Below are 20,122 nucleotides of genomic sequence, written 5' to 3'. Positions count from 1 at the left end.
TGTTCAAGCACCTCACAATGTTCGGTGTTCAAACGCTGCTGCGCATCGTTCAAGGATCTCACTTCATTCGATCTTCAATCCCAGCTTTGCAGAATTCAATAGGTGACTGGATTTCTTTTTTGAACACTGCGAAGCAGTGCTGGAATGCTGAGCGCAGCGAAGCTATTGAACGGCACGAAGTGCCGCTTGAATTATTAAACGCCACTTCGTGGTGTTCATGAACCGCTGTGTGGTATTCCAACGCCTGACGGCGTTCAAACCCCATTTCGTGGTGTTCAAGCACCTCACTTCGTTCGGTGTTCAAATGCTGCTGCGCGGTGTTCAAGTCCATTATCTTTCATAAGCGGATATCTTGATACGACTGCCGCAAAGTTTAAATGAGGACTGTATTTAATCCATTAAATAATTCGAAATAACACATATATGATTAACAATATTATCTTGCATTGTGTTGCTTTTCGGTGTATCTTACCCCCGGGGTGGGGGGCATTACCTAAGCGAAATCATATATTCCATTTCTCTAATAATCTCATCATCAGATCAACAATAATCCGCAATCATCTCCTGGAAGTTGGAAGCTGTAGGGACAGGCTGCGGCCTGTCTGAAGTTGGCGTCGCTGCGCTCCGGCATAGAATTCAAGCACCGCTTTGCGGTGTTCAATCGCTGCTGCGCAGTGTTCAAGGATCTCACTTCGTTCGATCTTCAATCCCAGATATGCGGATTTCAATGGGTGACTTCATTTTTTGAATACTGCGAAGCAGTTGAACGGCACGAAGTGCCGCTTGAATTTTTGATCGCCGAAGGCGTTTGAACACTGAGCGTAGCGAAGTACCCAATCCCCTGTGAAATACGCTGCGCTCATTTCACGGAGCAGGCAATCATCTCCTGGAAGTTGGAAGTTGGAATTTGGAAGTTAGCGTCGCTGCCCTCCGGCATAGAATTCAAGCACCGCTTTGCGGTGTTCAAATGCTGCTGCGCAGTGTTCAAGTCCATTATCTTTCATAAGCGGATATCTTGATACGACTGCCGCAAAGTTTAAATGAGGACTGTATTTAATCCATTAAATAATTCGAAATAACACATATATGATTAACAATATTATCTTGCATTGTGTCGCATTTCACTGTATCTTACCCCCGGGGTGGGGGGCGTTACCTAAGCGAAATCATATATTCCATTTCTCCAATAATCTCATCATCAGATCAACAAAAAATCCGCAATCATCTCCTGGAAGTTGGAAGCTGGAATTTGGAAGTTAGCGTCGCTGCCCTCCTGGGGTTTCAATCAAATCAATCAAATCAATCTAGTCAATCGACTTTTTGACTTTCGACTTTCGACTGCCGACTGTCCACTGCCGACTGATGACTGCCGACTGTCCACTCAACCATCAAACCTCTGAATGCCTAAACGTTCTTTTTATTCATGGAGGAAATCCCTTATATTTCATTGATTTTTCAGATTTTTTTGATCATAAGAGCTATGAAAACAAAGAATGTACTGATTACAGGCGGGAACGGCTTACTGGGTTATCATCTGACCCGGGTCTACGGGGATGGTACGTGGAATATCCTCTCAACAGATATCCATGATCACATTCTGAGCCCCGGCGTCTCCTATTCCCCCCTGAATATTTGTGATAAAAATGCCGTATTCACTTTGTGCAATGAATTCAAACCGTCCCTGATTCTGAACGCGGCGGCTTTCACCAATGTGGATGATTGCGAAACGTCCGTCGACACTGCGTTTGCCGTAAACACCTTCGGTCCCCGCTATCTGGCGGAGTGGTGTGCCCTGAACCCGTGCAAGCTGATCCATTTCAGCACCGATTACCTTTTCAACGGAGAAGCAGGTCCCTACAGCGAAACAGCGTGTCCCGATCCCATCAACATCTACGGCTTATCCAAATTGGGCGGTGAATCCCAGATCCGGCGTATCCTCAAAAATCACCTGATTATCCGGACCAACGTCCTTTTCGGCAAGGGTCCCACCGAAAAAGCAAGCTTTGTCCGCTGGGTTGTGGAAAGCCTGAGAAACCATAAACTCATCCATGTGGTGGATGACCAGTACAACAACCCCACCTGGAGTGACGATCTGGCACAGGCCGTGAAAAAACTGGATCAATTGGAACTTACCGGAGTTCTCAATTATGGAGGACCGGATTATATGAACCGCTATGAATTTGCCTGTATGGTGAGTGACATTTTTGATCTGGACAAGGCCCTGATCCATCCCATCGCCACAAACCGCCTGGCATTGGCAGCCCCCCGGCCATTAAAAGGCGGATTGGATATAAGCCGGATACAATCCTTGCCAGATGTTCCCCTGACACCCTTGAAAACAATCCTCAAACGCATAAAGGAAACAGGATATTGAAACGTATCGTTATCATTCCCACCTACAATGAAATTGCCAATGTAGGCAACCTGATCCGGGATATCCGGAGTTTGGAACTGAATCCACTGGATATTCTGATCGTGGATGACAACTCTCCCGATGGAACCGCGGATCTGATCCGGAATATGCAAAAAAACGACAAGGGGCTCCATCTCATTGTCCGCCCCGGTAAACTGGGACTGGGGACTGCCTATATCAAGGGATTTCATTATGCACTGGATCACGGATATGATTTGATTGCCCAGATGGACGCCGATTATTCCCACGATCCGAAAGATCTGGTGAAACTTTTTAAAGCAGCCGAAGAATACGACTGGGTCATTGGCAGCCGTTATGTGACAGGAATCAACGTGGTGAACTGGCCCCTGAACCGCCTGATTCTCAGCTATGGGGCCAACTGGTATACCCGTCTGATTACAGGTCTTCCCATCAAGGACGGGACCGCCGGTTTTAAATGCTGGCAAAGCACAGTGCTAAAAAATATTGACCTGGATACCATCAAATCCCAGGGCTATTCTTTCCAGATCGAAATGAATTTCCGGGCCTGGAAAAAAGGGTACCGTTTTCATGAGGTCCCCATTATCTTTGTTGACCGCACCGTGGGACAATCCAAAATGTCCAAAAAAATCATCCGGGAGGCGGTTCTCATGGTTTGGAAACTGAAATTCAACAGTCTGTTTCACAGGTCATAATCCGTCATAAACGTATGAAGCACACACATTCTTCAGACTCTTCATTCGATATCTCCGTTATCATTGTCAGTTATAATGTCCGTGATTTTCTGCGTCAGTGCCTTCAATCGGTTCACGAGGCTTCCCGGAATCTGTCGACGGAAATTTTTGTCGTGGACAACCGGTCGGTAGACGGTACGCCGGATATGATCCGGAAAAATTTTCCCGATGTCCATCTGATTGCCAATTCTGAAAACCTGGGCTTTGGCAAAGCGAACAATCAGGCCCTGAAAACTGCCCGGGGGAAATACACCCTTTTTCTCAATCCGGACACCATCATCCGTGAAGACACCCTGACTGTCATGAGACAATTTATGGAGGATCATCCCGAAACAGGATTGGCAGGCTGTAAAATCCTGAACACCGACGGGACCCTTCAACTGGCCTGCCGGCGAAGCTTCCCCCGGCCGTCAGTGGCGATTCCCAAAATGCTGGGACTCAGTGCCCTTTTCCCCGGGAACTCTTTTCTGGCAAAATACAACCTGACCTACCTGGATCCGGACCAAAGTTATCCCGTCGATGCCGTCAGCGGGTCGTTTATGTTCTGCCGGACAGAATTGATTCAGTCCCTGAAAGGCTTTGATGAACGCTTTTTTATGTATGGGGAAGATCTGGATTTGTGCTACCGGGTCAGGGAAGCAGGTTACCAGGTGACCTATGTGCCGGATACCACCATTGTTCATTACAAAGGAGAAAGTTCCAAATCGGCACCATTTGACAGCCTGATTGCCTTTTACCGGGCCATGGATCAGTTTGTCCGTAAACATTTTGGGCCGGGGAAATGGCTTTTTACCGTCCTGGTTCTCCGCCTGGGCATTTTCCTTCACCTGCTTTTTAAATTTTTCGGGAGGATTCTCTATCAGCTGCGGGCGCCCCTTTTCGATCTTTTCCTCATCGCTTTGGCCCATGCACTGGCTCTGGTGATTCGCTTCAGGGATCCTTCATGGTTTTTTACCTACCAGCCCATCATTCCCCTCTACGCTGCCGTCTATCTGGGCGCTATTCTGGCATTGGGTACCCTGAGAAACCGGAAGTTTGATTACACCCGGACCTTTGCCGGTGTGGTACTGGGTGGACTCATCAACGGATCCATCACTTTTTTCATACCACCTATCGCCCATTCCAGACTGGTGTTTCTCATCGCTTTTTTACTCACCCTCCTGTTTTTACCGGGATGGCGGCTGGTCTATCACATTTTTCTCCGGAAACGGACAGATGATACATCCACCCTCCGGAAAACCCTGGTGGTGGGAGCCGGCAGCAAAGGAGAACAAATTGCCAAAACCCTCACAGCTCATCCGGAAACAGGATATCTTTTTGTGGGATTTGCCGACCGGAATTTCAACCATCCCATGACCATCAGCCGGATTGAGGATATCCCCGAAATCGTCCGGATGAAACATATCGATGAAATCATTTTTGCCCCCGGTGAAACCCGAAGCACAGACATGATGCAAATTATGAACCGGCTTCAAACCATGCCGGTGAATATAAAAATCGTCCCCGAAAATCTGGACACCATCTATGGGAAAACCCACCTGGAAAACATCGAAGATATTTCCATGGTGGATATGCAATTTAATATCTATCAGCCGGTCAGTGCCTTTATCAAGCGAACCTTTGATGTTATTGTCAGTTTTATCCTGCTGATTCTTCTGGCACTTCCTGCAGCAGTCAGCGCTATTTTTAAGTCCCCCCTGGCCCGGGGGTATGGTAAATTATTCCTTATATTGAAAGGAGACTGGACATTCGTGGGAGATGATCCGGCCTTTGCAGATCATAAACGATATTACAAACCGGGATTGACAGGCCTTCTTCAGCTTGAAAAATCCGGAAAAATATCCGAAGAGGAGCATGAAAGGTACATGACCTTTTACATGCGAAATTATTCCATCATGATGGATGTGGAACTGTTGGTGCGAACCATAAGCGGAACACGGTAGGGACATGGCAAAAATTATTTTGGATTTTGAACGGGAACTCTCGGAAATTGAAGCCCAAATCCGGGATTTGAAAGAACGTGAAAAACTGTACGGTGAAAACCACAGTGTGCAAATACGGGTATTGGAAAAAGAATTTGAGGAACTGGCACAAAAGACCTATGCCAATCTGAACCGTTGGCAAAGGGTCCAGCTGGCCCGGCATCCGGACAGGCCCTACACCCTGGATTATATCCAACAAATCACCGATACCTGGACCGAGCTTCACGGGGACCGGCGTTTTGCCGACGATCCGGCAATCGTGGGAGGTATTGCCCAGATCGCCGAAACAGGCGTGATGATCATCGGTCATCAAAAAGGGCGGAATGTTAAAGAAAATATGGTCCGGAATTTCGGCATGCCCCAGCCGGAAGGATACCGGAAAGCTCTTCGTTTGATGAAACTGGCAGAAAAATACCATAAGCCGGTCATCACGTTTATAGACACACCCGGTGCCTATCCGGGACTGGGGGCGGAAGAACGGGGACAGGGAGAGGCCATCGCCCGGAATTTGTTTGAAATGTCCAGACTGAGTGTTCCCATTCTCAGCATCGTCATCGGTGAAGGAGCCAGCGGCGGCGCTCTGGGCATTGGTGTGGCAGACCGCCTGGTAATGCTGGAACACACCTGGTATTCGGTCATTACGCCGGAAGGCTGCGCTTCCATACTCTTCCGCGATGCCTCCCGGGCACCACAGGCTGCCGAAGCCATGAAGGTGACAGCCCAGGATCTTTTTGATATGGGAATCGCCGACAGGGTGGTTCCTGAACCCCTGGGGGGAGCTCACCGCAATCCTCTGAAAATGGCGGAAATTCTCAAAGATGTGATCCTGGAAGAACTGCATAAACTCAAAGAATTCACACAGGATGAACTGTTGGAAAAGCGGCTGGATAAATACAGCCGGGTTGGTATTTACGACGAAAGTAAAACACAGGGGGAACCATGACACGTATGTATCTTTTGAAAGGACTCTTGCTCTTTTTATGGCTGGGCGGATTCTGTCTGGCTGAAGGAGAATCACCTGCATCCGATGCAAAATCCGGCTGGAACGTGGGAGGTGTACCGGCGGTTGCCTATAGCACCGATACAGGCTTCCGCTATGGCATCGTTCTGAACCTGTTTAATTATGGCGATGGAAGTATGTACCCGGATTACCGGTATTCCATTTACGGTGAATGGTCCAGGACAACCAAGGGCAGCGGGACCAACCAGCTCTTTTTTGATTCCAAATACCTTTTGCCTTATGGTATCCGCGTGACGGCTGAAATCAATTATTTAACGGAAAAAGCCCTGGATTTCTATGGTTTTAACGGGGTTGAATCCATCTTCGATGAATCTTTTGTGGATGACGACCCGACTAATCCGGACTACATTTCCCGGGTGTACTATCGTCACGAGCGTAAACTTTTCAGGGTAACCTCCGACTTTCAGGGACAATTGATGCACAAGAATCTCCGCTGGCTGGCCGGTTTTGGCTATTTCGGTCATGATATCGGGCCGGTGGATATCGAATCCCTGAATGAAGGACAGGATGACGCTGACAAACTGCCGGATGTGGACGGACTCTATGACAAATACGTCCAGTGGGGCATCATCCCCGCCGATCAGGCAGATGGCGGAGCCACAAGTTACCTGAAGCTTGGAGCCATTTACGACACCCGCGATAATGAAGCTAACCCCATGCGGGGTATGTGGTCCGAGGGCTTTCTGGTGCTGGCACCCTCTTTCCTGGGTAATGAGGAAGGCGATTATACGCAACTCAGCCTGACCCACCGCCACTATGTGACACTGATTCCCCGGGATCTGTCCCTGGCTCTCCGCCTGGGATACCAGGGAAAACTCAGCGGAAATATTCCCTTTTATATGCTTCCTTACTACATCAACTCTTATCAGACCCGGGATGCCTTCGGCGGTGCGAAAACCATCCGTGGCATCTTCCGGAACCGCCTGGTTGGAGATGGCGTGGCCTTCGGCAATGCTGAACTCCGGTGGAAATTCACATATTTCACACTACTGAATCAGAATTTCTACCTGGCTTTGAATACGTTTCTGGATGGCGGAATGGTGACAAACCGCTGGGATTACGATCAAAACGGAGTCCCGGATGACGAAAAAATCACCGTCCAGGATGATGAACTCCACCTGGCTTATGGCGGCGGTTTCCGCATTGCCATGAATGAGAATTTTATCATCGCCGTGGACTACGGTCTGGCAGCTGATAAAAATGACGGGAATGGAGGACTTTATATTGGGTTGGGATATTTGTTTTGAATGATGAATGAAGAATGATGAATGATGAATTGAATGATGAATGATGAATGATGAATGATGAATTGAATGATGAATGATGAATGATGAATTGAGTGTTGAGTATTAAGTTTTGAGAGAGTGGAGGTAAGTGATGAAAGCGATTCCGGAAGTGATTTGGGAGCAGATTCAGATTCAGCGGAGCCGGCCGGCCGTTTATCAGAAATTTGACGTTCCGGCATACGAATCCATCAGCTATGACCAATTGGGTAATATCATCGTCCGGATGACCTCCTTTTTAAAGGAAGAGGGATTTACATCCGGTGATAGAATCGCCCTCATGAGTGGAAATCGTTTCGAATGGCCGGTCATTGATCTGGCCGTTCAAAGTATCGGAGCAGTCCTGGTCCCCCTCTATACAAGCCTGAGCAGTGAACACGCGAAAAGCATGCTCCGGCATTCGGAAGCCAAAGCCCTCTTTGTGGAAAACCGGGATCTTCTGGAGCCTCATGAAGCGATGCTGAAAGAGCTGGGAATTTCCCTCTATTCCATCGACCGGATTCGGGATGATATCCCCCACCTTCGCTGGCTTAGACTCTCAAAAGCTGATATGGACGAACGGATTGCCTATCTGGATCGCATTACCGAACTGGATCCTGACGCTGTGATTGCCATCAATTATACCAGCGGAACCACCGGAGAGCCCAAAGGTGTATTAATGACTCACCGGAATATCATCACCGATGCCTTTTCCGCCATCCGGTCCCTTCCCATTTACGCTTCAGACCGTTTCCTCAGCTTTTTGCCCTTGAGTCATGCCTTTGAACGCATGGCCGGATACTACTGCCCCCTTTTCGTCGGTGCCCAGATTGCCTACGCTGAAAGCATTGCAACCGTCATTGACAACGCCAAAGAAATTCATCCAACCATCATCAATACGGTCCCCCGGCTATTGGAAAAACTTTATGAAAAACTTCAGGCAAAAATAGCCGCCATGCCGGATGTGAAACGGCTCCTTTTTAAAAAAGCCATGACCCAGGGAACCAGACATTTCAGGTATACACAGGGTGAGGTCACATACAACATGGCCGACCGCTTCAAAGACAAACTCTACAATACACTGGTCTACAAAAAAATCCTGGCCGCCGTGAGTCCACGACTCCGCATGTTTATCACCGGCGGTGCTCCCCTGACACCGGAAATCGGCGATTTTCTCCGGTCTATCCGCCTGAGTGTCATTGAAGGATACGGCTTGACCGAAACAGCACCCATTATAGCCCTGAACAAACCGGAAGCAAACCGTTCCGGCTCCGTGGGACAGCCCATTGACTGCAACGAGGTGAACATTTCCGAAGATGGGGAGATTCTGGTCCGGGGAGATAATGTCACACAGGGATATTACAAGGATCCGGAATTAACGGCAGAAGCCATCGACCCGGAGGGCTGGTTCCACACCGGGGATTTGGGAACACTGGATGAGGATCAATTCCTCTATATCACCGGCCGGCTTAAAAACCTCATGGTCACCAGCGGAGGAAAGAACATCAGTCCCCAGCCTTTGGAAAATGCCTTGCTCACCAGCCCCTGGATCGAACAGGTCATGGTCACAGGCAATGGCCGGAATTTTATCAGTGCCCTGATTGTCCCATCCCATGAAACCCTGGCAGAATATTTCCAAAAGCAGGGAAAACCAAGCCTCCCGCCGGAGAAGGCGGTAAAAGATCCGGACATATTCCACATCATCCGGAAAGAGGTTGAAGAGCGGATGAAACCTTTTTCACGGTATGAACAGGTGAAGAAATTCATCCTGCTGCCCGAGCCCTTCAGCATCGAAAAAGACGAACTGACCCCCACCCTGAAGGTCAAACGCCAGGTTGTGGAATCCCGGTATGCAGCCCTGATCAACGAGATGTACACTGGATGATCCACTGATTGTTCTGTGCAATGAATGAAGAAATTTTTAAATTTACCCTGAGTTCCGGAAACATAAGGCATCCGGAAGTTAATCTCCGTAAGAAACGACAGAAGAACGAATATTGAGGTATCTATGGCCGGTCATTCAAAATGGGCAAACATCAAGCACCGGAAGGCAGCCCAGGACGCCAAACGTGCAAAAATCTGGACGAAACTGCTGAAGGAGATCACCATTGCCGCCCGGGAAGGGGGAGGCGACGAGAATGCCAATCCCCGTCTGCGGACCGCCTTGTTGAAAGCACGGGCAAGCAATGTCCCCAATGATACAATTCTGCGGGCTGTAAAAAAGGGCACCGGTGAACTGGAGGGGGTTCATTACGAGGAAATCACCTATGAAGGATACGGACCCGGGGGAGTGGCGCTTTTACTGGAAGCGGTTACAGACAACAAGCAACGGACGGTTTCGGAAATTCGTCATATCCTGAGCAAGCATGGGGGCAATTTGGGGGAAAACGGATCGGTTGCCTGGAATTTTACCCGCAAGGGTGTTATCCTGATACCGGTGGAAGATGTGGATGAAGATGAGCTGATGATGGATGTATTGGAAGCCGGAGCCGAGGATATGAAACGGGATGGTGATTATTTCGAAATCACCACGGATCCCTCTCCTTTTAACGATATCCATGAGATTCTGGAGAAAAAATATCCCATAGAAAGTGCGGAAATCTCCCAGGTCCCCGGCACCACGGTGAAAATTGAGGATGAACACACGGCGGAAAAATTTATGAAACTCTATGATCTTTTGGAAGATCACGACGATATCCAGAACATCTGGGATAATTCAGATATCCCGGAAGAGATCATGAACGCGTTGGAGAATGAGTGATCATACTCGGCATAGATCCGGGGTTGAACACCACCGGATACGGACTCATTGATTATAAACCCCATCATACCCAGTTTATGGCCACCGGTGTGATCAAAAACAGCCGGACCATGAACTTTTCGGATAAATTGCACCATCTGTACCGGGAACTGGGAGATGTGATCCGCCATTACAAGCCGGAACTGGTGATTATCGAAGAAACCTATTCCAACCGGAATCCCCGCACCTCCCTCCTTTTGGGGCACGCCCGGGGTGTTTTGATGGTGGCCGCCCGGAATCTGGACATTCCCGTCGTTGAATATGCCTCCCGCTATATTAAAAGGGCCCTGACAGGAAACGGAGGCGCATCCAAGGAACAGGTCCGGTACATGGTGATGAAACTTTTGAAACTCACAAATCTCCCTCCGGAAATGGACACGTCCGACGCCCTGGCAATCGCCTTGACCCATTGCCATCACATGAAATACGAATCTTTGATGAACCCGGATAAAACACAAAGGAAAACCCGATGATATCAAGTCTCCGGGGAATACTGACAGAAAAGCATCCTGATACTGCCGTCATCCAGGCGGGACCCGTGGGTATCGAGGTGTTTATTACGCTGAACACCTACGAATCCCTCCCGGAAACCGGTGAATCCTGTCAGTTATATACCTACCTGCATGTCCGGGAGGACATTTTGAGTCTCTACGGTTTTGCCGATCCCGAGGAAAAAAATCTCTTTTTAAAACTTATCTCCCTGAACGGCATCGGTCCACGGAACGCCCAAAGCATGCTTTCGGGCATCAAGGCAGATGAATTCCGGCGTTGTATCCTGTCGGGAGATATCAAAAGCCTGACAAAAATTCCCGGAGTCGGTGAAAAAAAGGCCCGGCGGATCATCATTGAACTGAAAGAAAAACTGTCGGAGGAAGAACTGGCGGAAATGACCGGTTCAGCACCGGCTGGTCCCATGGACCGGCGGGTGGAAGAAGCCCTTGCCGGATTGGAAACCCTGGGATTCCGGAAGACAGATGTTCTGAAAGCCGTAGAACGGTTTGCCCTGGAGAATCCTGAAGCGGAAACAGATACAATTATCCGACATATTTTGAGAAATAAAAAATAATTGTCGTTTTTTTTAAACTTTTACCTGCATTTGTTCATTGATATGATTAAAATAACGCAAATTTTCAGGAGGTCCCATGCACAAAAAACTCTTTATTCCCGGACCGGTTGACGTCAGGCCGGAGGTCCTTGAAGCCATGGGGACGCCCATGATCGGTCACCGGACCAAAGACGCCACCGAGCTTCAGAAACGGGTATCGGAAAAAGTTGCAAAAGTCTTTATGACAAAAAATCCCATACTTTTATCCACTACATCGGGCACAGGCCTGATGGAGGGATCCATCCGGTCTCTCACGGCAAAAAAAGCCGTTGTTTTCTCTGTGGGAGCTTTTGGCGACCGCTGGGCAAAACTGGCAGAATGCAACAACGTCCCCGTGGATCTTGTCCGGGCGGAATGGGGACACCCGACCACACCGGAAATCGTGGATGAATATTTGTCCACCGGGAAATACGATGTGTTTACGATTACGCATAACGAGACATCCACCGGGTTGATGAATCCTGTGAAAGCCATCGCCGAGGTCCGGAAAAAGTATCCCGATGTTTTATGGCTTATGGATGCCGTTTCTTCCATGGGGGGGACACCCATTCCCGTCGACGAGCTGGGTGTGGATGTATGTATCACCTCCACCCAAAAAGCCATCGGACTTCCCCCGGGATTTTCCATGTGTTCAGCCAGCGAACGGGCACTGGAATACGGCAAACAGGTGAAATACCGGGGTGGATACCTGGATCTGCTGGACCTGTACAAATATATCCTGAAAAAACCCTACCAGTACCCTTCCACACCATCCCTGAGCCACATGTACGCGTTGGATGTCCAACTGGATTATATCCTGAATGAAGAAGGGCTGGAAAACCGCTTTGCACGTCATTTGAAAATGGCTGAACGGACCCGTGCCTGGGCAAAGGAACATTTTGAACTTTTTCCGGTGGAAGAATATGCATCCAACACCGTGACCTGCATTAAAAACACCCGGGGTATTTCTGTGAAAGACCTGAACGCCAAACTGGGTGAAAAAGGGTACCAGATTTCCAATGGCTACGGGGATCTGAAGGAAAAAACCTTCCGGATTGCCCACATGGCAGACCGTCAGCCGGAAGAACTGGAAACACTGTTAAAACTCATAGACGAAATCATACCGACTCTTTGATATTCATCACCATCCTCTCTTACACACAAAAAGCCCGTTTTAACGGGCTTTTTTGTTACCCCGGACTGAAGCCCGGGGTTGATTGGATGACTTTCAGCAGGTTCACCATTTCGATCAGGTTCAGTGCGGAAGTCCAGCCTTTGTTGCCGGCTTTAGTTCCCGCACGTTCCAGGGCCTGTTCAATGGAATCGGTGGTAATAATTCCAAAGATCACCGGCACATCGGATTCCATGGAGAGCCGGGCCACCCCCTTGGAGGATTCGGCGGTCACCACATCAAAATGGGGTGTTGCACCGCGGATCACAGCCCCAAGGCAGAGAATTCCGTCGTATTTCCCTGACTGGGCAATGGATTTGGCCACACGGGGAATTTCCATAGCACCGGGCACCCAGTGAATGGCAATATCGTCTTCGCTGGCGCCATGCCGTTTCAGGCAGTCCACCGCGCCTTCGGTCAGCTCTTTTGTGATCAGGTCGTTAAAGCGGCTGACCACAATCGCCGTCTTGATTTTTTCGGCAGATAAGTGTCCTTCAATAATTTTTACCATATTACACCTTCTTTGAGTTTAAAAAAATGTGTCCCATTTTATCACGTTTTGTCTTCAAGTACTTTTCGTTATTGGGATTGGGGGCAATTTCGATGGGAATCCGTTCAACGATTTCCAGTCCATACCCCTGCAAGCCGACAATCTTTTTGGGATTATTCGTGAGCAGCCTGATTTTCCGGACACCCAGGTCATGGAGAATCCGGGCACCCATCCCATAATCCCTCAGGTCCGGTAAAAAGCCCAGCTTAATATTGGCTTCTACCGTATCCAGGCCCTGGTCCTGCAATTCATAGGCATTGATTTTATGCCGAAGACCGATTCCCCGTCCTTCCTGCCGAAGGTATAGAATCACGCCCCGTTTGTGCTGGGCGATCATCCGCATGGATTCGTCGAGCTGGTCACCACAGTCGCAGCGGAGGGATCCGAACACGTCACCGGTCAGGCATTCTGAGTGGATACGGACCATGACCGGTTCTCCGTTGGCAATATCCCCCATGGTCAGGGCCACATGCTCCTTGTTTTCCAGATGATCCACATAGATGGATATCCCAAATTTCCCGTATTTTGTAGGGAGTGTGGCCTGACTGATCCGTTCAATGTAGCATTCATCGGTCCGCCGGTAGGCAATCAATTCTTCTACCGTGATCATCCGGATGCCAAATTTCCGTGCGATGTCTTCAAGGGCTTTTCCCCGGGCCATGTCTCCGTCATCATTCATAATTTCGCACATGACACTCACGGGAGTGAGTCCGGCCATTTTCATCAAATCCACCGACGCTTCAGTATGTCCGGCTCGTCGCAGCACCCCTCCCTGGCGGGCAATGATGGGAAAAATGTGCCCGGGCCGGCCAAGATCTTCTGCGTGTGTCCCCGAATCTGCCAGAGCTTTTATGGTGGCAGCACGGTCAAAGGCAGAAATCCCGGTGCTCGTACCCCGGATATAATCCACACTGACGGTAAACCGTGTACTGTGGAGGGCTGTATTTTCCGATACCATGGGATCAAGATCCAGTTCCCGCGCCCGGCCTTCCGTGAGTCCCACACAAATCAGTCCGCGGCCGTGCATGGCCATAAAATTGACGGCATCAGGGGTGATTTTCTCTGCGGCAATGATAAAATCCCCCTCGTTTTCCCGTTTTTCATCATCAACTACAATGACGAATTTCCCTTTTTGAATATCCTCAACCGCCTTTTTCACTTCTTTAAAATCCATGGTATTCCTTATCTCTTTTTATATCCCCAGCTTGTCATTTTTTTTTCCAGGGGTGTCTCATCTTCTGAATTCCCGGAGATTTGCCGTGCCACATATTTGGCCAGGATATCCACCTCGATATTGACATAGTCCCCGGTTTTTTTCAATCCCAGGTGAGTATCTTTCAGGGTCAGGGGAATCACGGCCACAGAAAGATACCTTCCGGTATATTCCGCCACTGTCAGGCTGATACCGTTTATGGCAATCGATCCTTTGACGGCGATATAACGCCGTATATTTTCCGGGATTTCCAGTGTTATGACTGCTGAATTCCCCTTTTTTTCAATGGAGGATATGGGAGCAATCCCGTCCACATGTCCCTGGACAAAGTGTCCGCCAAACCGGCTGTTTGCCGCCATGGCCCGCTCCAGATTCACCTGTAAGCCGGGACGAAAAAACGCCAGGGTGGTTTTGCGGATGGTTTCGTGAACCGCCTGGACCGTAAAACCGTCTTTAAGGACCGATGTCACACTCAGGCAGGCCCCATCCACGGCCACACTATCCCCCGTTTTTAATCCGTCCAAAACCTTGTGGGCCTCAATCTGGAAAGCTTTCCCTTCAGGATTTGCCATGACTTTCCGGATGGATCCCACCTCTTCAATCAATCCTGTAAACATGAATCAAGCCTCCCGCGGACCAGGAGATCGGGTCCGATTCGTTGAATATCTTCCCATTTCAGTCGAACAGCCTGGTCCAGATTTTTCGCAAATCCTCCAAAAACCGGTAATCCTTGTCCCAACACTTTGGGTGCCACAAAAAGCTGAATCTCATCACACAATCCTTCCCGGATCAGTGTGCCTGCGATCTGTCCACCCCCTTCACAATACACGGAAGTAATTCCCTGCTCTCCCAGCACCTCCAGGACTTTTGGGATTGACACCTTTCCTGTGGAATCTGCCGGAATGGTCAGGATTTTCAAACCCCGGTCCGTCAGGAATTTTAGACGTTCCGGTTCCGGGTTTTCACAAGTTAAAATCATGGTCCGTTGTGTATAATCGTCTGTCAGGATTTTAAGGGAATCGGGCATCATCAGGGTTCCGGCCAGAATGATGCGCCAGGGGATATACGCATCGCGTTTGGCAGGCAACAAGCCCGGATTATCTTTAAGGACGGTTCCCAGTCCCACCATGATGCCGTCGTGCAGGGCACGTTGGGACATAACAAACTCCCGTGCGGGAGGCGAGGTGATCCACTGACTTTTTCCGGACAGATCAGCGATATAGCCGTCTGCGGTCTGGGCCATTTTCAAGGTAAGCCAGGGACGTTTTTTCTCCATGAGGGAGATAAACCCCCGGTTCAGATCGCGGGCTTCTTTTTCCAGGAGTCCGGTATAGACTTTAACACCGGCATTTTCCAGCATCCGGATACCATTTTGGTTCACCAGGGGATTGGGGTCGGTCATACTGATATAGACTCTGGACACACCGGCCTTAATCACCTGTGGGGCACAAGGTGGTGTTTTTCCCTGGTGGCTGCAGGGTTCCAGTGTCACATACATCGTGGCGTCTTTTGCCTTGACCCCCGCCTGCCGAAGAGCCATCACCTCGGCATGGGGACCTCCGAATTTTTCATGGTAGCCTTCGCCGATGATGTGATGATTTTTAACCAAAACAGCTCCCACCATAGGATTGGGGCTTGTGAATCCCCGTCCCTTTGAGGCCAGGTGCAAGGCTCTTCGCATCCACTGAAAATGTGTAGTCATAAAAAAAATCCCATACGTTCGGGACTTTTTAATCTTCTCCCATCCGGACTTTTACCGTCGGTTCCTGAATTTCACAGGATCTGTCCCCAGGGGGACTCGCGGACTGTCACCGCCGGTCAGGATTTTCACCCTGTCCCGAAGACGTAGATAAATTTAGGGGTTCGGGGGAGGAGAAGCAAGACGTTTAGCAGTCGGCAGTGGACAGTTGACAGTTGACAGTCGGCAGTCATCAGTCGAAAGTCGAAAGTCGAAAGTCAAAAAGTCGATTGACTAGATTGAATTGATTGATTTGATTGAAACCCCAGGAGCGCAGCGACGCCAACTTCCAAATTCCAGCTTCCAACTTCCAGGAGATGATTGCCTGCCCCGTGAAATGAGCGCAGTGTATTTCACAGGGGATTGGGTACTTCGCTACGCTCAGTGTTCAAACGCCTTCGGCGATCAAAAATTCAAGCGGCACTTCGTGCCGTTCAACTGCTTCGCAGTATTCAAAAAATGAAGTCACCCATTGAAATCCGCATATCTGGGATTGAAGATCGAACGAAGTGAGATCCTTGAACGCTGCGCAGCAGCGATTGAACACCGCAAAGCGGTGCTTGAATTCTATGCCGGAGCGCAGCGACGCTAACTTCCAAATTCCAGCTTCCAACTTCCAGGAGATAATTGCCTGTCCCGTGAAATGAGCGCAGCGTATTTCACAGGGGATTGGACTGGTGGATTGATTATTGATTGAGAAATTCTTCAATATTTTCCGGGGAGATCACGGCATAAGGGGTGGATGGATACGCAGAGGCGAACGTAGAGGATAAACGGCATTTTTTACGGGGATTCCATTTAAATTCAAAGGCCAGGAGACGCCCATCTCTGCGTTCTTCAACATAATCAATCTCCTGCTGTTGTGTTGTGCGCCAAAAATACATCCCGGCTCCAATACTCCGGTTATTCAAAAATTTTCGTCGTTCACTCATGAGAAAATTCTCCCACAATTCCCCGGTATCGGTCCTTGCGTGTAACGGTAAATAATTCCCAAGGACAGCATTTCTTATCCCATTATCATAAAAATATATTTTCCGGTTTCTTTTGATTTCATTCCTCACATTTCTGCTGAAAGCAGGGACCCGAAAGACGATATAGGTTTTTTCCAGAAGATCAATGTATTTTTCAACCGTTTCTTTATCAGAATTCAGGAGTTGTGCCAGTTCATTATAACTGACTTCACGACCCACCTGCAGGGCAAGGGCTCTGATTATTTTATCCAGAAGCACCGGTTTGCGTATGTGTTCAAGTTTCAGCAAATCCTTATATAGATAACTGGAAACCAGGGAATCCAGTCGTTTTTGATCATTTTCCGGATGCATCACAATCTCCGGGTAATATCCCATGATCAACCGATGCTCCAAAAGTCTTTTTTCAGTCAACAATCCATGATGTTGTGTCATTTCATTGAATGAAAAGGGATACAAAAAATATTCAAATTTCCGGCCTGTCATTGGCTCCATAATTTTACTTGTCAATTCAAAAGAAGATGACCCGGTGACAATCAGTTGGATCGCCGGAAAATGATCGTGGATGATTTTAATTGCCAGGCCGGTTTCAGGAATCCGCTGTGCTTCATCCAGGACCAAAACATCCTTTCCCTGAAGATAGGGTATTAGACGGTCAGAATTTAAATGAGTAAAAAGATGACGGACATCGGCTTCATCGCCATTCATCCAAACGATGTTTTCCTGCCGGTTTTGCAGTAACTGTCCGATCAGAGTTGTCTTTCCCGTTTGCCGGGCACCATATAAAATCAGGGTCTTTCCCTGAAAAAGGTCTTTTTCCAGTTCATTTTGAAGATAACGGTAGACAAGTGCCATTTTATCCATAAGCACCCCTTTGGTCACTTATTATTATAATATTTCTCGATTACAATCTCAAGTAATTATTATTTAGTCATCAGTCGGCAGTCGACAGTGTACAGTCGGCAGTCGGCAGTCGGCAGTCGGCAGTGGAAAATTGACTGTGGCGAGGGGATTGGAGAGATTGATTCGATTGGGGGATTGGATGATTGAACCCCTTGTCACGCGTTTCGCGTTACTTTTTTAGTCGACAGTGGACAGTCGGCAGTCGTTAGTTGATTGATTTGATTGAATAGATTGATTTGATTGACACACCAGGAGCGAAGCGACGCTAACTTCCAAATTCCAACTTCCAGGAGATGATTGCCTGCCCCGTGAAATGAGCGCAGCGTATTTCACAGGGGATTGGCACTTCGCTGAGCTCAGTGTTCAAACGCCTTCGGCGATCAAAAATTCAAGCGGCACTTCGTGCCGTTCAAGGATTCCAGGTGTCGACATTTGAACGCTGCGCAGCGGCGTTTGAAAGCCGCGTAGCGGCTATTGAACACCGAACGAAGTGAGGTGCTTGAATTCCATACCGGAGCGCGGCGTATTTCACAGGGGATTGCCTGCCCTGTGAAAAGGGACCCGCCCCGTGAAGAATCGTATCCCGGCAGACGAATGGAATGGCGGTGGTGTTGGGACGACCGTCTGGTGGTTCTTACAGGATTGTATTTCATTTGTCAAAATGATCATCATTTTTCCAATTCATGGGATTGTTGCGGATATATTGACGAATGCGGTTTAATTCATGTTCATCACGAATAATGTGTTCCCAATAATTGCGTTGCCACAATTTCCCGGGATATGGCGGCCAACCATTTTGTTTAACACCATCCGTATATCGTTTTGTGGTCATGGTTTTGAATCGATGCACAACATCCGGTAATGACAACGTAGGGGCAACCCCCTGTGGTTGCCCGGTAATTTGTGGTTGCCCGGTAATTTGTGGTTGCCCGGTAATTTGTGGTTGCCCATTATCAGGGCAGGCACGGGGGCCTGCCCCCACGAGGACAATGATTCCATGTATATGATTCGGCATGATAATAAATTCATCGGTTTCAACACCGGGGTAATTATTTTGCATTTCATCCCAGACAATATTGACCATCCACCCCGCATCATTCAACACCATTTCACCGACCACAATTTCCCCAAACAAACATTCCCGGTTTTGGGTGCAAATGGTGACAAAATACGCCCCCGGTTTGGAATAATCATATCCCGGCAGACGAATGGAATGGCGGTGGTGTTTTTCACGATTGTATTGCATCATTTCTCGCCTTTGATGAATGACCAGACAAACCCAATTCACAAACAATGATAATTTATAAATACAAATACAATTTATCATTAAAAATGTACATTGAATAGATTATGGTTTGACATGATTATTTTGTTTTATTATTTTTTGCAAAATGATGTTCAAAATGATGTTTAAATAAAGGGGGTTTTGTACCATGACACGTTGGATTTTTCAGGGGAATCCGGATAATTTTAACGTGAATGAGTATTTGTCAAGTAAGCAAATCATTTATTGGACCGTGACGTTTCCAAAACATCAAAAAATGGTATCTGTGGGTGATTCTGTCTTTTTATGGCGTGCAAAAGGCTCCACAAAAGATACCCCTGGAATTGTGGCCCTGGGGAAAATTGCGGGACCCTGTATTCCCAAATCACAGATTCCTGATCCGTATGAACAACTTTCAGATCTTTTATGGTATGATAAATCCAAAGAACCTCATGAGATTAAAGCATGTATTGAGTTATCTGAAGTCCGGTTGACAAAAAAGGCCGGTATGTTAACCCTGGATGATATCAAAGCAGATGCTCTGTTATCCAATATGCACATTGTAAAAATTAAAACGGGATCAAATTTTGTTTTAAGCGAAGAAGAATATGAACGCTTGGTGCAGTTATGGGATCAGAAATCAATCATGATATCAATTACAACTAAGGAAACATTTGATCAAGAACTGGAAAAGCGTGTTGAAGAATCGCGAAAACTTTCCAGGGAAGATAGGCAGAGAAGGCGCTCGGAAGCTCCAAAAATTCCTTTAAAAACCACCGTACAACAGATGGTCTTTCACCGAAATCCCGATGTTATCGTTGAAGTCCTGGAGCGTGCGAATGGAATCTGCGAACGATGTCATCAACCCGCACCCTTTTTGCGACGCAGTGACAACACACCCTATCTGGAGGTCCACCATCGTATACCTCTGGCAGAGGGAGGTGAGGATACCGTGGAAAACGCCATGGCCCTGTGCCCGAATTGCCACCGGGAGATGCATTTTGGGCTGGAGATAAGGGAATAGATTATTAATAATTTAT

The 20,122-nt window shown here is 48.2% G+C and carries 19 protein-coding genes and 1 riboswitch; of the genes, 11 read left to right on the top strand and 8 right to left on the bottom strand.

The features are described from left to right. Positions 1-58 precede the first annotated feature (58 nt). Positions 59-331, bottom strand: a complete 273-nt coding sequence (locus tag strainIA91_RS02175) for a hypothetical protein (RefSeq protein ID WP_400167459.1) — start codon at positions 329-331, stop codon at positions 59-61. Between the two features lie 1,149 nt (positions 332-1,480). On the opposite strand from strainIA91_RS02175, the gene strainIA91_RS02170 reads away from it, so the two are divergent. The 10 genes from strainIA91_RS02170 to strainIA91_RS02125 all read left to right on the top strand — a co-directional run bounded on the left by strainIA91_RS02170 (position 1,481) and on the right by strainIA91_RS02125 (position 12,410). After that, positions 1,481-2,374 (top strand): SDR family oxidoreductase, encoded by an 894-nt coding sequence (locus tag strainIA91_RS02170; RefSeq protein WP_400167458.1) that lies wholly within the window; start codon positions 1,481-1,483, stop codon positions 2,372-2,374. Next, on the top strand, positions 2,371-3,087 hold the full coding sequence (locus strainIA91_RS02165) for a polyprenol monophosphomannose synthase (protein ID WP_400167457.1): 717 nt from the start codon (positions 2,371-2,373) through the stop codon (positions 3,085-3,087). Before strainIA91_RS02170 ends, strainIA91_RS02165 begins: the two co-directional genes overlap by 4 nt. 14 nt (positions 3,088-3,101) lie before the next feature. Further along, positions 3,102-5,069, top strand: a complete 1,968-nt coding sequence (locus strainIA91_RS02160) for a glycosyltransferase (protein WP_400167456.1) — start codon at positions 3,102-3,104, stop codon at positions 5,067-5,069. 4 nt (positions 5,070-5,073) lie between these two features. Next, positions 5,074-6,051 (top strand): acetyl-CoA carboxylase carboxyltransferase subunit alpha, encoded by a 978-nt coding sequence (locus tag strainIA91_RS02155; RefSeq protein WP_400167455.1) that lies wholly within the window; start codon positions 5,074-5,076, stop codon positions 6,049-6,051. After that, positions 6,048-7,376, top strand: a complete 1,329-nt coding sequence (omp85, locus tag strainIA91_RS02150) for an Omp85 family outer membrane protein (protein ID WP_400167454.1) — start codon at positions 6,048-6,050, stop codon at positions 7,374-7,376. The genes strainIA91_RS02155 and omp85 overlap by 4 nt, the downstream gene beginning before the upstream one ends. A 130-nt stretch (positions 7,377-7,506) precedes the next feature. Further along, a complete protein-coding gene (locus tag strainIA91_RS02145; RefSeq protein WP_400168227.1) occupies positions 7,507-9,276 on the top strand; it encodes an AMP-dependent synthetase/ligase in 1,770 nt (589 codons plus the stop codon). 123 nt (positions 9,277-9,399) lie between these two features. Further along, on the top strand, positions 9,400-10,152 hold the full coding sequence (locus strainIA91_RS02140; protein ID WP_400167453.1) for a YebC/PmpR family DNA-binding transcriptional regulator: 753 nt from the start codon (positions 9,400-9,402) through the stop codon (positions 10,150-10,152). Beyond that, the gene (gene ruvC, locus strainIA91_RS02135) at positions 10,149-10,664 is read left to right on the top strand and encodes a crossover junction endodeoxyribonuclease RuvC (RefSeq protein ID WP_400167452.1); all 516 of its coding nucleotides are present in this window, start codon (positions 10,149-10,151) and stop codon (positions 10,662-10,664) included. Before strainIA91_RS02140 ends, ruvC begins: the two co-directional genes overlap by 4 nt. Next, a complete protein-coding gene (gene ruvA, locus strainIA91_RS02130; protein ID WP_400167451.1) occupies positions 10,661-11,257 on the top strand; it encodes a Holliday junction branch migration protein RuvA in 597 nt (198 codons plus the stop codon). Before ruvC ends, ruvA begins: the two co-directional genes overlap by 4 nt. Positions 11,258-11,333: 76 nt before the next feature. Continuing rightward, the gene (locus tag strainIA91_RS02125) at positions 11,334-12,410 is read left to right on the top strand and encodes a pyridoxal-phosphate-dependent aminotransferase family protein (RefSeq protein WP_400167450.1); all 1,077 of its coding nucleotides are present in this window, start codon (positions 11,334-11,336) and stop codon (positions 12,408-12,410) included. A gap of 55 nt (positions 12,411-12,465) precedes the next feature. On the opposite strand, the gene ribE is transcribed toward strainIA91_RS02125, so the two are convergent. The 7 genes from ribE to strainIA91_RS02090 all read right to left on the bottom strand — a co-directional run bounded on the left by ribE (position 12,466) and on the right by strainIA91_RS02090 (position 19,067). Next, a complete protein-coding gene (ribE, locus tag strainIA91_RS02120) occupies positions 12,466-12,957 on the bottom strand; it encodes a 6,7-dimethyl-8-ribityllumazine synthase (protein ID WP_400167449.1) in 492 nt (163 codons plus the stop codon). Between the two features lies 1 nt (position 12,958). Then, positions 12,959-14,170, bottom strand: a complete 1,212-nt coding sequence (locus tag strainIA91_RS02115; protein ID WP_400167448.1) for a bifunctional 3,4-dihydroxy-2-butanone-4-phosphate synthase/GTP cyclohydrolase II — start codon at positions 14,168-14,170, stop codon at positions 12,959-12,961. A gap of 8 nt (positions 14,171-14,178) precedes the next feature. Beyond that, complete coding sequence (locus tag strainIA91_RS02110; RefSeq protein ID WP_400167447.1) at positions 14,179-14,826, bottom strand: riboflavin synthase; 648 nt, start codon at positions 14,824-14,826, stop codon at positions 14,179-14,181. Then, complete coding sequence (gene ribD, locus strainIA91_RS02105; protein ID WP_400167446.1) at positions 14,811-15,911, bottom strand: bifunctional diaminohydroxyphosphoribosylaminopyrimidine deaminase/5-amino-6-(5-phosphoribosylamino)uracil reductase RibD; 1,101 nt, start codon at positions 15,909-15,911, stop codon at positions 14,811-14,813. Before ribD ends, strainIA91_RS02110 begins: the two co-directional genes overlap by 16 nt. Before the next feature lie 27 nt (positions 15,912-15,938). Beyond that, positions 15,939-16,058, bottom strand: a riboswitch (FMN riboswitch). 277 nt (positions 16,059-16,335) lie between these two features. Further along, entirely contained in the window at positions 16,336-16,560 is a 225-nt protein-coding gene (locus strainIA91_RS02100) for a hypothetical protein (protein ID WP_400167445.1), read from the bottom strand. Between the two features lie 73 nt (positions 16,561-16,633). Continuing rightward, the gene (locus strainIA91_RS02095; RefSeq protein ID WP_400167444.1) at positions 16,634-17,779 is read right to left on the bottom strand and encodes an ATP-binding protein; all 1,146 of its coding nucleotides are present in this window, start codon (positions 17,777-17,779) and stop codon (positions 16,634-16,636) included. Positions 17,780-18,467: 688 nt separating this feature from the next. Next, on the bottom strand, positions 18,468-19,067 hold the full coding sequence (locus strainIA91_RS02090) for a transposase (RefSeq protein WP_400167443.1): 600 nt from the start codon (positions 19,065-19,067) through the stop codon (positions 18,468-18,470). A gap of 184 nt (positions 19,068-19,251) precedes the next feature. On the opposite strand from strainIA91_RS02090, the gene strainIA91_RS02085 reads away from it, so the two are divergent. Next, on the top strand, positions 19,252-20,106 hold the full coding sequence (locus strainIA91_RS02085) for an EVE domain-containing protein (RefSeq protein ID WP_400167442.1): 855 nt from the start codon (positions 19,252-19,254) through the stop codon (positions 20,104-20,106). Positions 20,107-20,122 lie beyond the last annotated feature (16 nt).

This window comes from Candidatus Neomarinimicrobiota bacterium (assembly GCA_041154365.1).
GTDB lineage: Bacteria > Fidelibacterota > Fidelibacteria > Fidelibacterales > Fidelibacteraceae > Fidelibacter > Fidelibacter multiformis.
This window is presented reverse-complemented; position numbering and strand designations above follow the sequence as displayed.

What these genes read in the sequence shown, in the direction of transcription:
- strainIA91_RS02145 (WP_400168227.1), top strand. Translation starts at nt 7,507, where the DNA reads ATGAAAGCGATTCCGGAAGTGATTTGGGAGCAGATTCAGATTCAGCGG.
- strainIA91_RS02160 (WP_400167456.1), top strand. Translation starts at nt 3,102, where the DNA reads ATGAAGCACACACATTCTTCAGACTCTTCATTCGATATCTCCGTTATC.
- strainIA91_RS02085 (WP_400167442.1), top strand. Translation starts at nt 19,252, where the DNA reads ATGACACGTTGGATTTTTCAGGGGAATCCGGATAATTTTAACGTGAAT.
- strainIA91_RS02090 (WP_400167443.1), bottom strand. Translation starts at nt 19,067, where the DNA reads ATGATGCAATACAATCGTGAAAAACACCACCGCCATTCCATTCGTCTG.
- strainIA91_RS02175 (WP_400167459.1), bottom strand. Translation starts at nt 331, where the DNA reads ATGGACTTGAACACCGCGCAGCAGCATTTGAACACCGAACGAAGTGAG.
- strainIA91_RS02115 (WP_400167448.1), bottom strand. Translation starts at nt 14,170, where the DNA reads ATGGATTTTAAAGAAGTGAAAAAGGCGGTTGAGGATATTCAAAAAGGG.
- ribD (WP_400167446.1), bottom strand. Translation starts at nt 15,911, where the DNA reads ATGACTACACATTTTCAGTGGATGCGAAGAGCCTTGCACCTGGCCTCA.
- strainIA91_RS02110 (WP_400167447.1), bottom strand. Translation starts at nt 14,826, where the DNA reads ATGTTTACAGGATTGATTGAAGAGGTGGGATCCATCCGGAAAGTCATG.
- omp85 (WP_400167454.1), top strand. Translation starts at nt 6,048, where the DNA reads ATGACACGTATGTATCTTTTGAAAGGACTCTTGCTCTTTTTATGGCTG.
- strainIA91_RS02140 (WP_400167453.1), top strand. Translation starts at nt 9,400, where the DNA reads ATGGCCGGTCATTCAAAATGGGCAAACATCAAGCACCGGAAGGCAGCC.
- ruvA (WP_400167451.1), top strand. Translation starts at nt 10,661, where the DNA reads ATGATATCAAGTCTCCGGGGAATACTGACAGAAAAGCATCCTGATACT.
- strainIA91_RS02125 (WP_400167450.1), top strand. Translation starts at nt 11,334, where the DNA reads ATGCACAAAAAACTCTTTATTCCCGGACCGGTTGACGTCAGGCCGGAG.
- strainIA91_RS02155 (WP_400167455.1), top strand. Translation starts at nt 5,074, where the DNA reads ATGGCAAAAATTATTTTGGATTTTGAACGGGAACTCTCGGAAATTGAA.
- strainIA91_RS02170 (WP_400167458.1), top strand. Translation starts at nt 1,481, where the DNA reads ATGAAAACAAAGAATGTACTGATTACAGGCGGGAACGGCTTACTGGGT.
- ribE (WP_400167449.1), bottom strand. Translation starts at nt 12,957, where the DNA reads ATGGTAAAAATTATTGAAGGACACTTATCTGCCGAAAAAATCAAGACG.
- strainIA91_RS02095 (WP_400167444.1), bottom strand. Translation starts at nt 17,779, where the DNA reads ATGGATAAAATGGCACTTGTCTACCGTTATCTTCAAAATGAACTGGAA.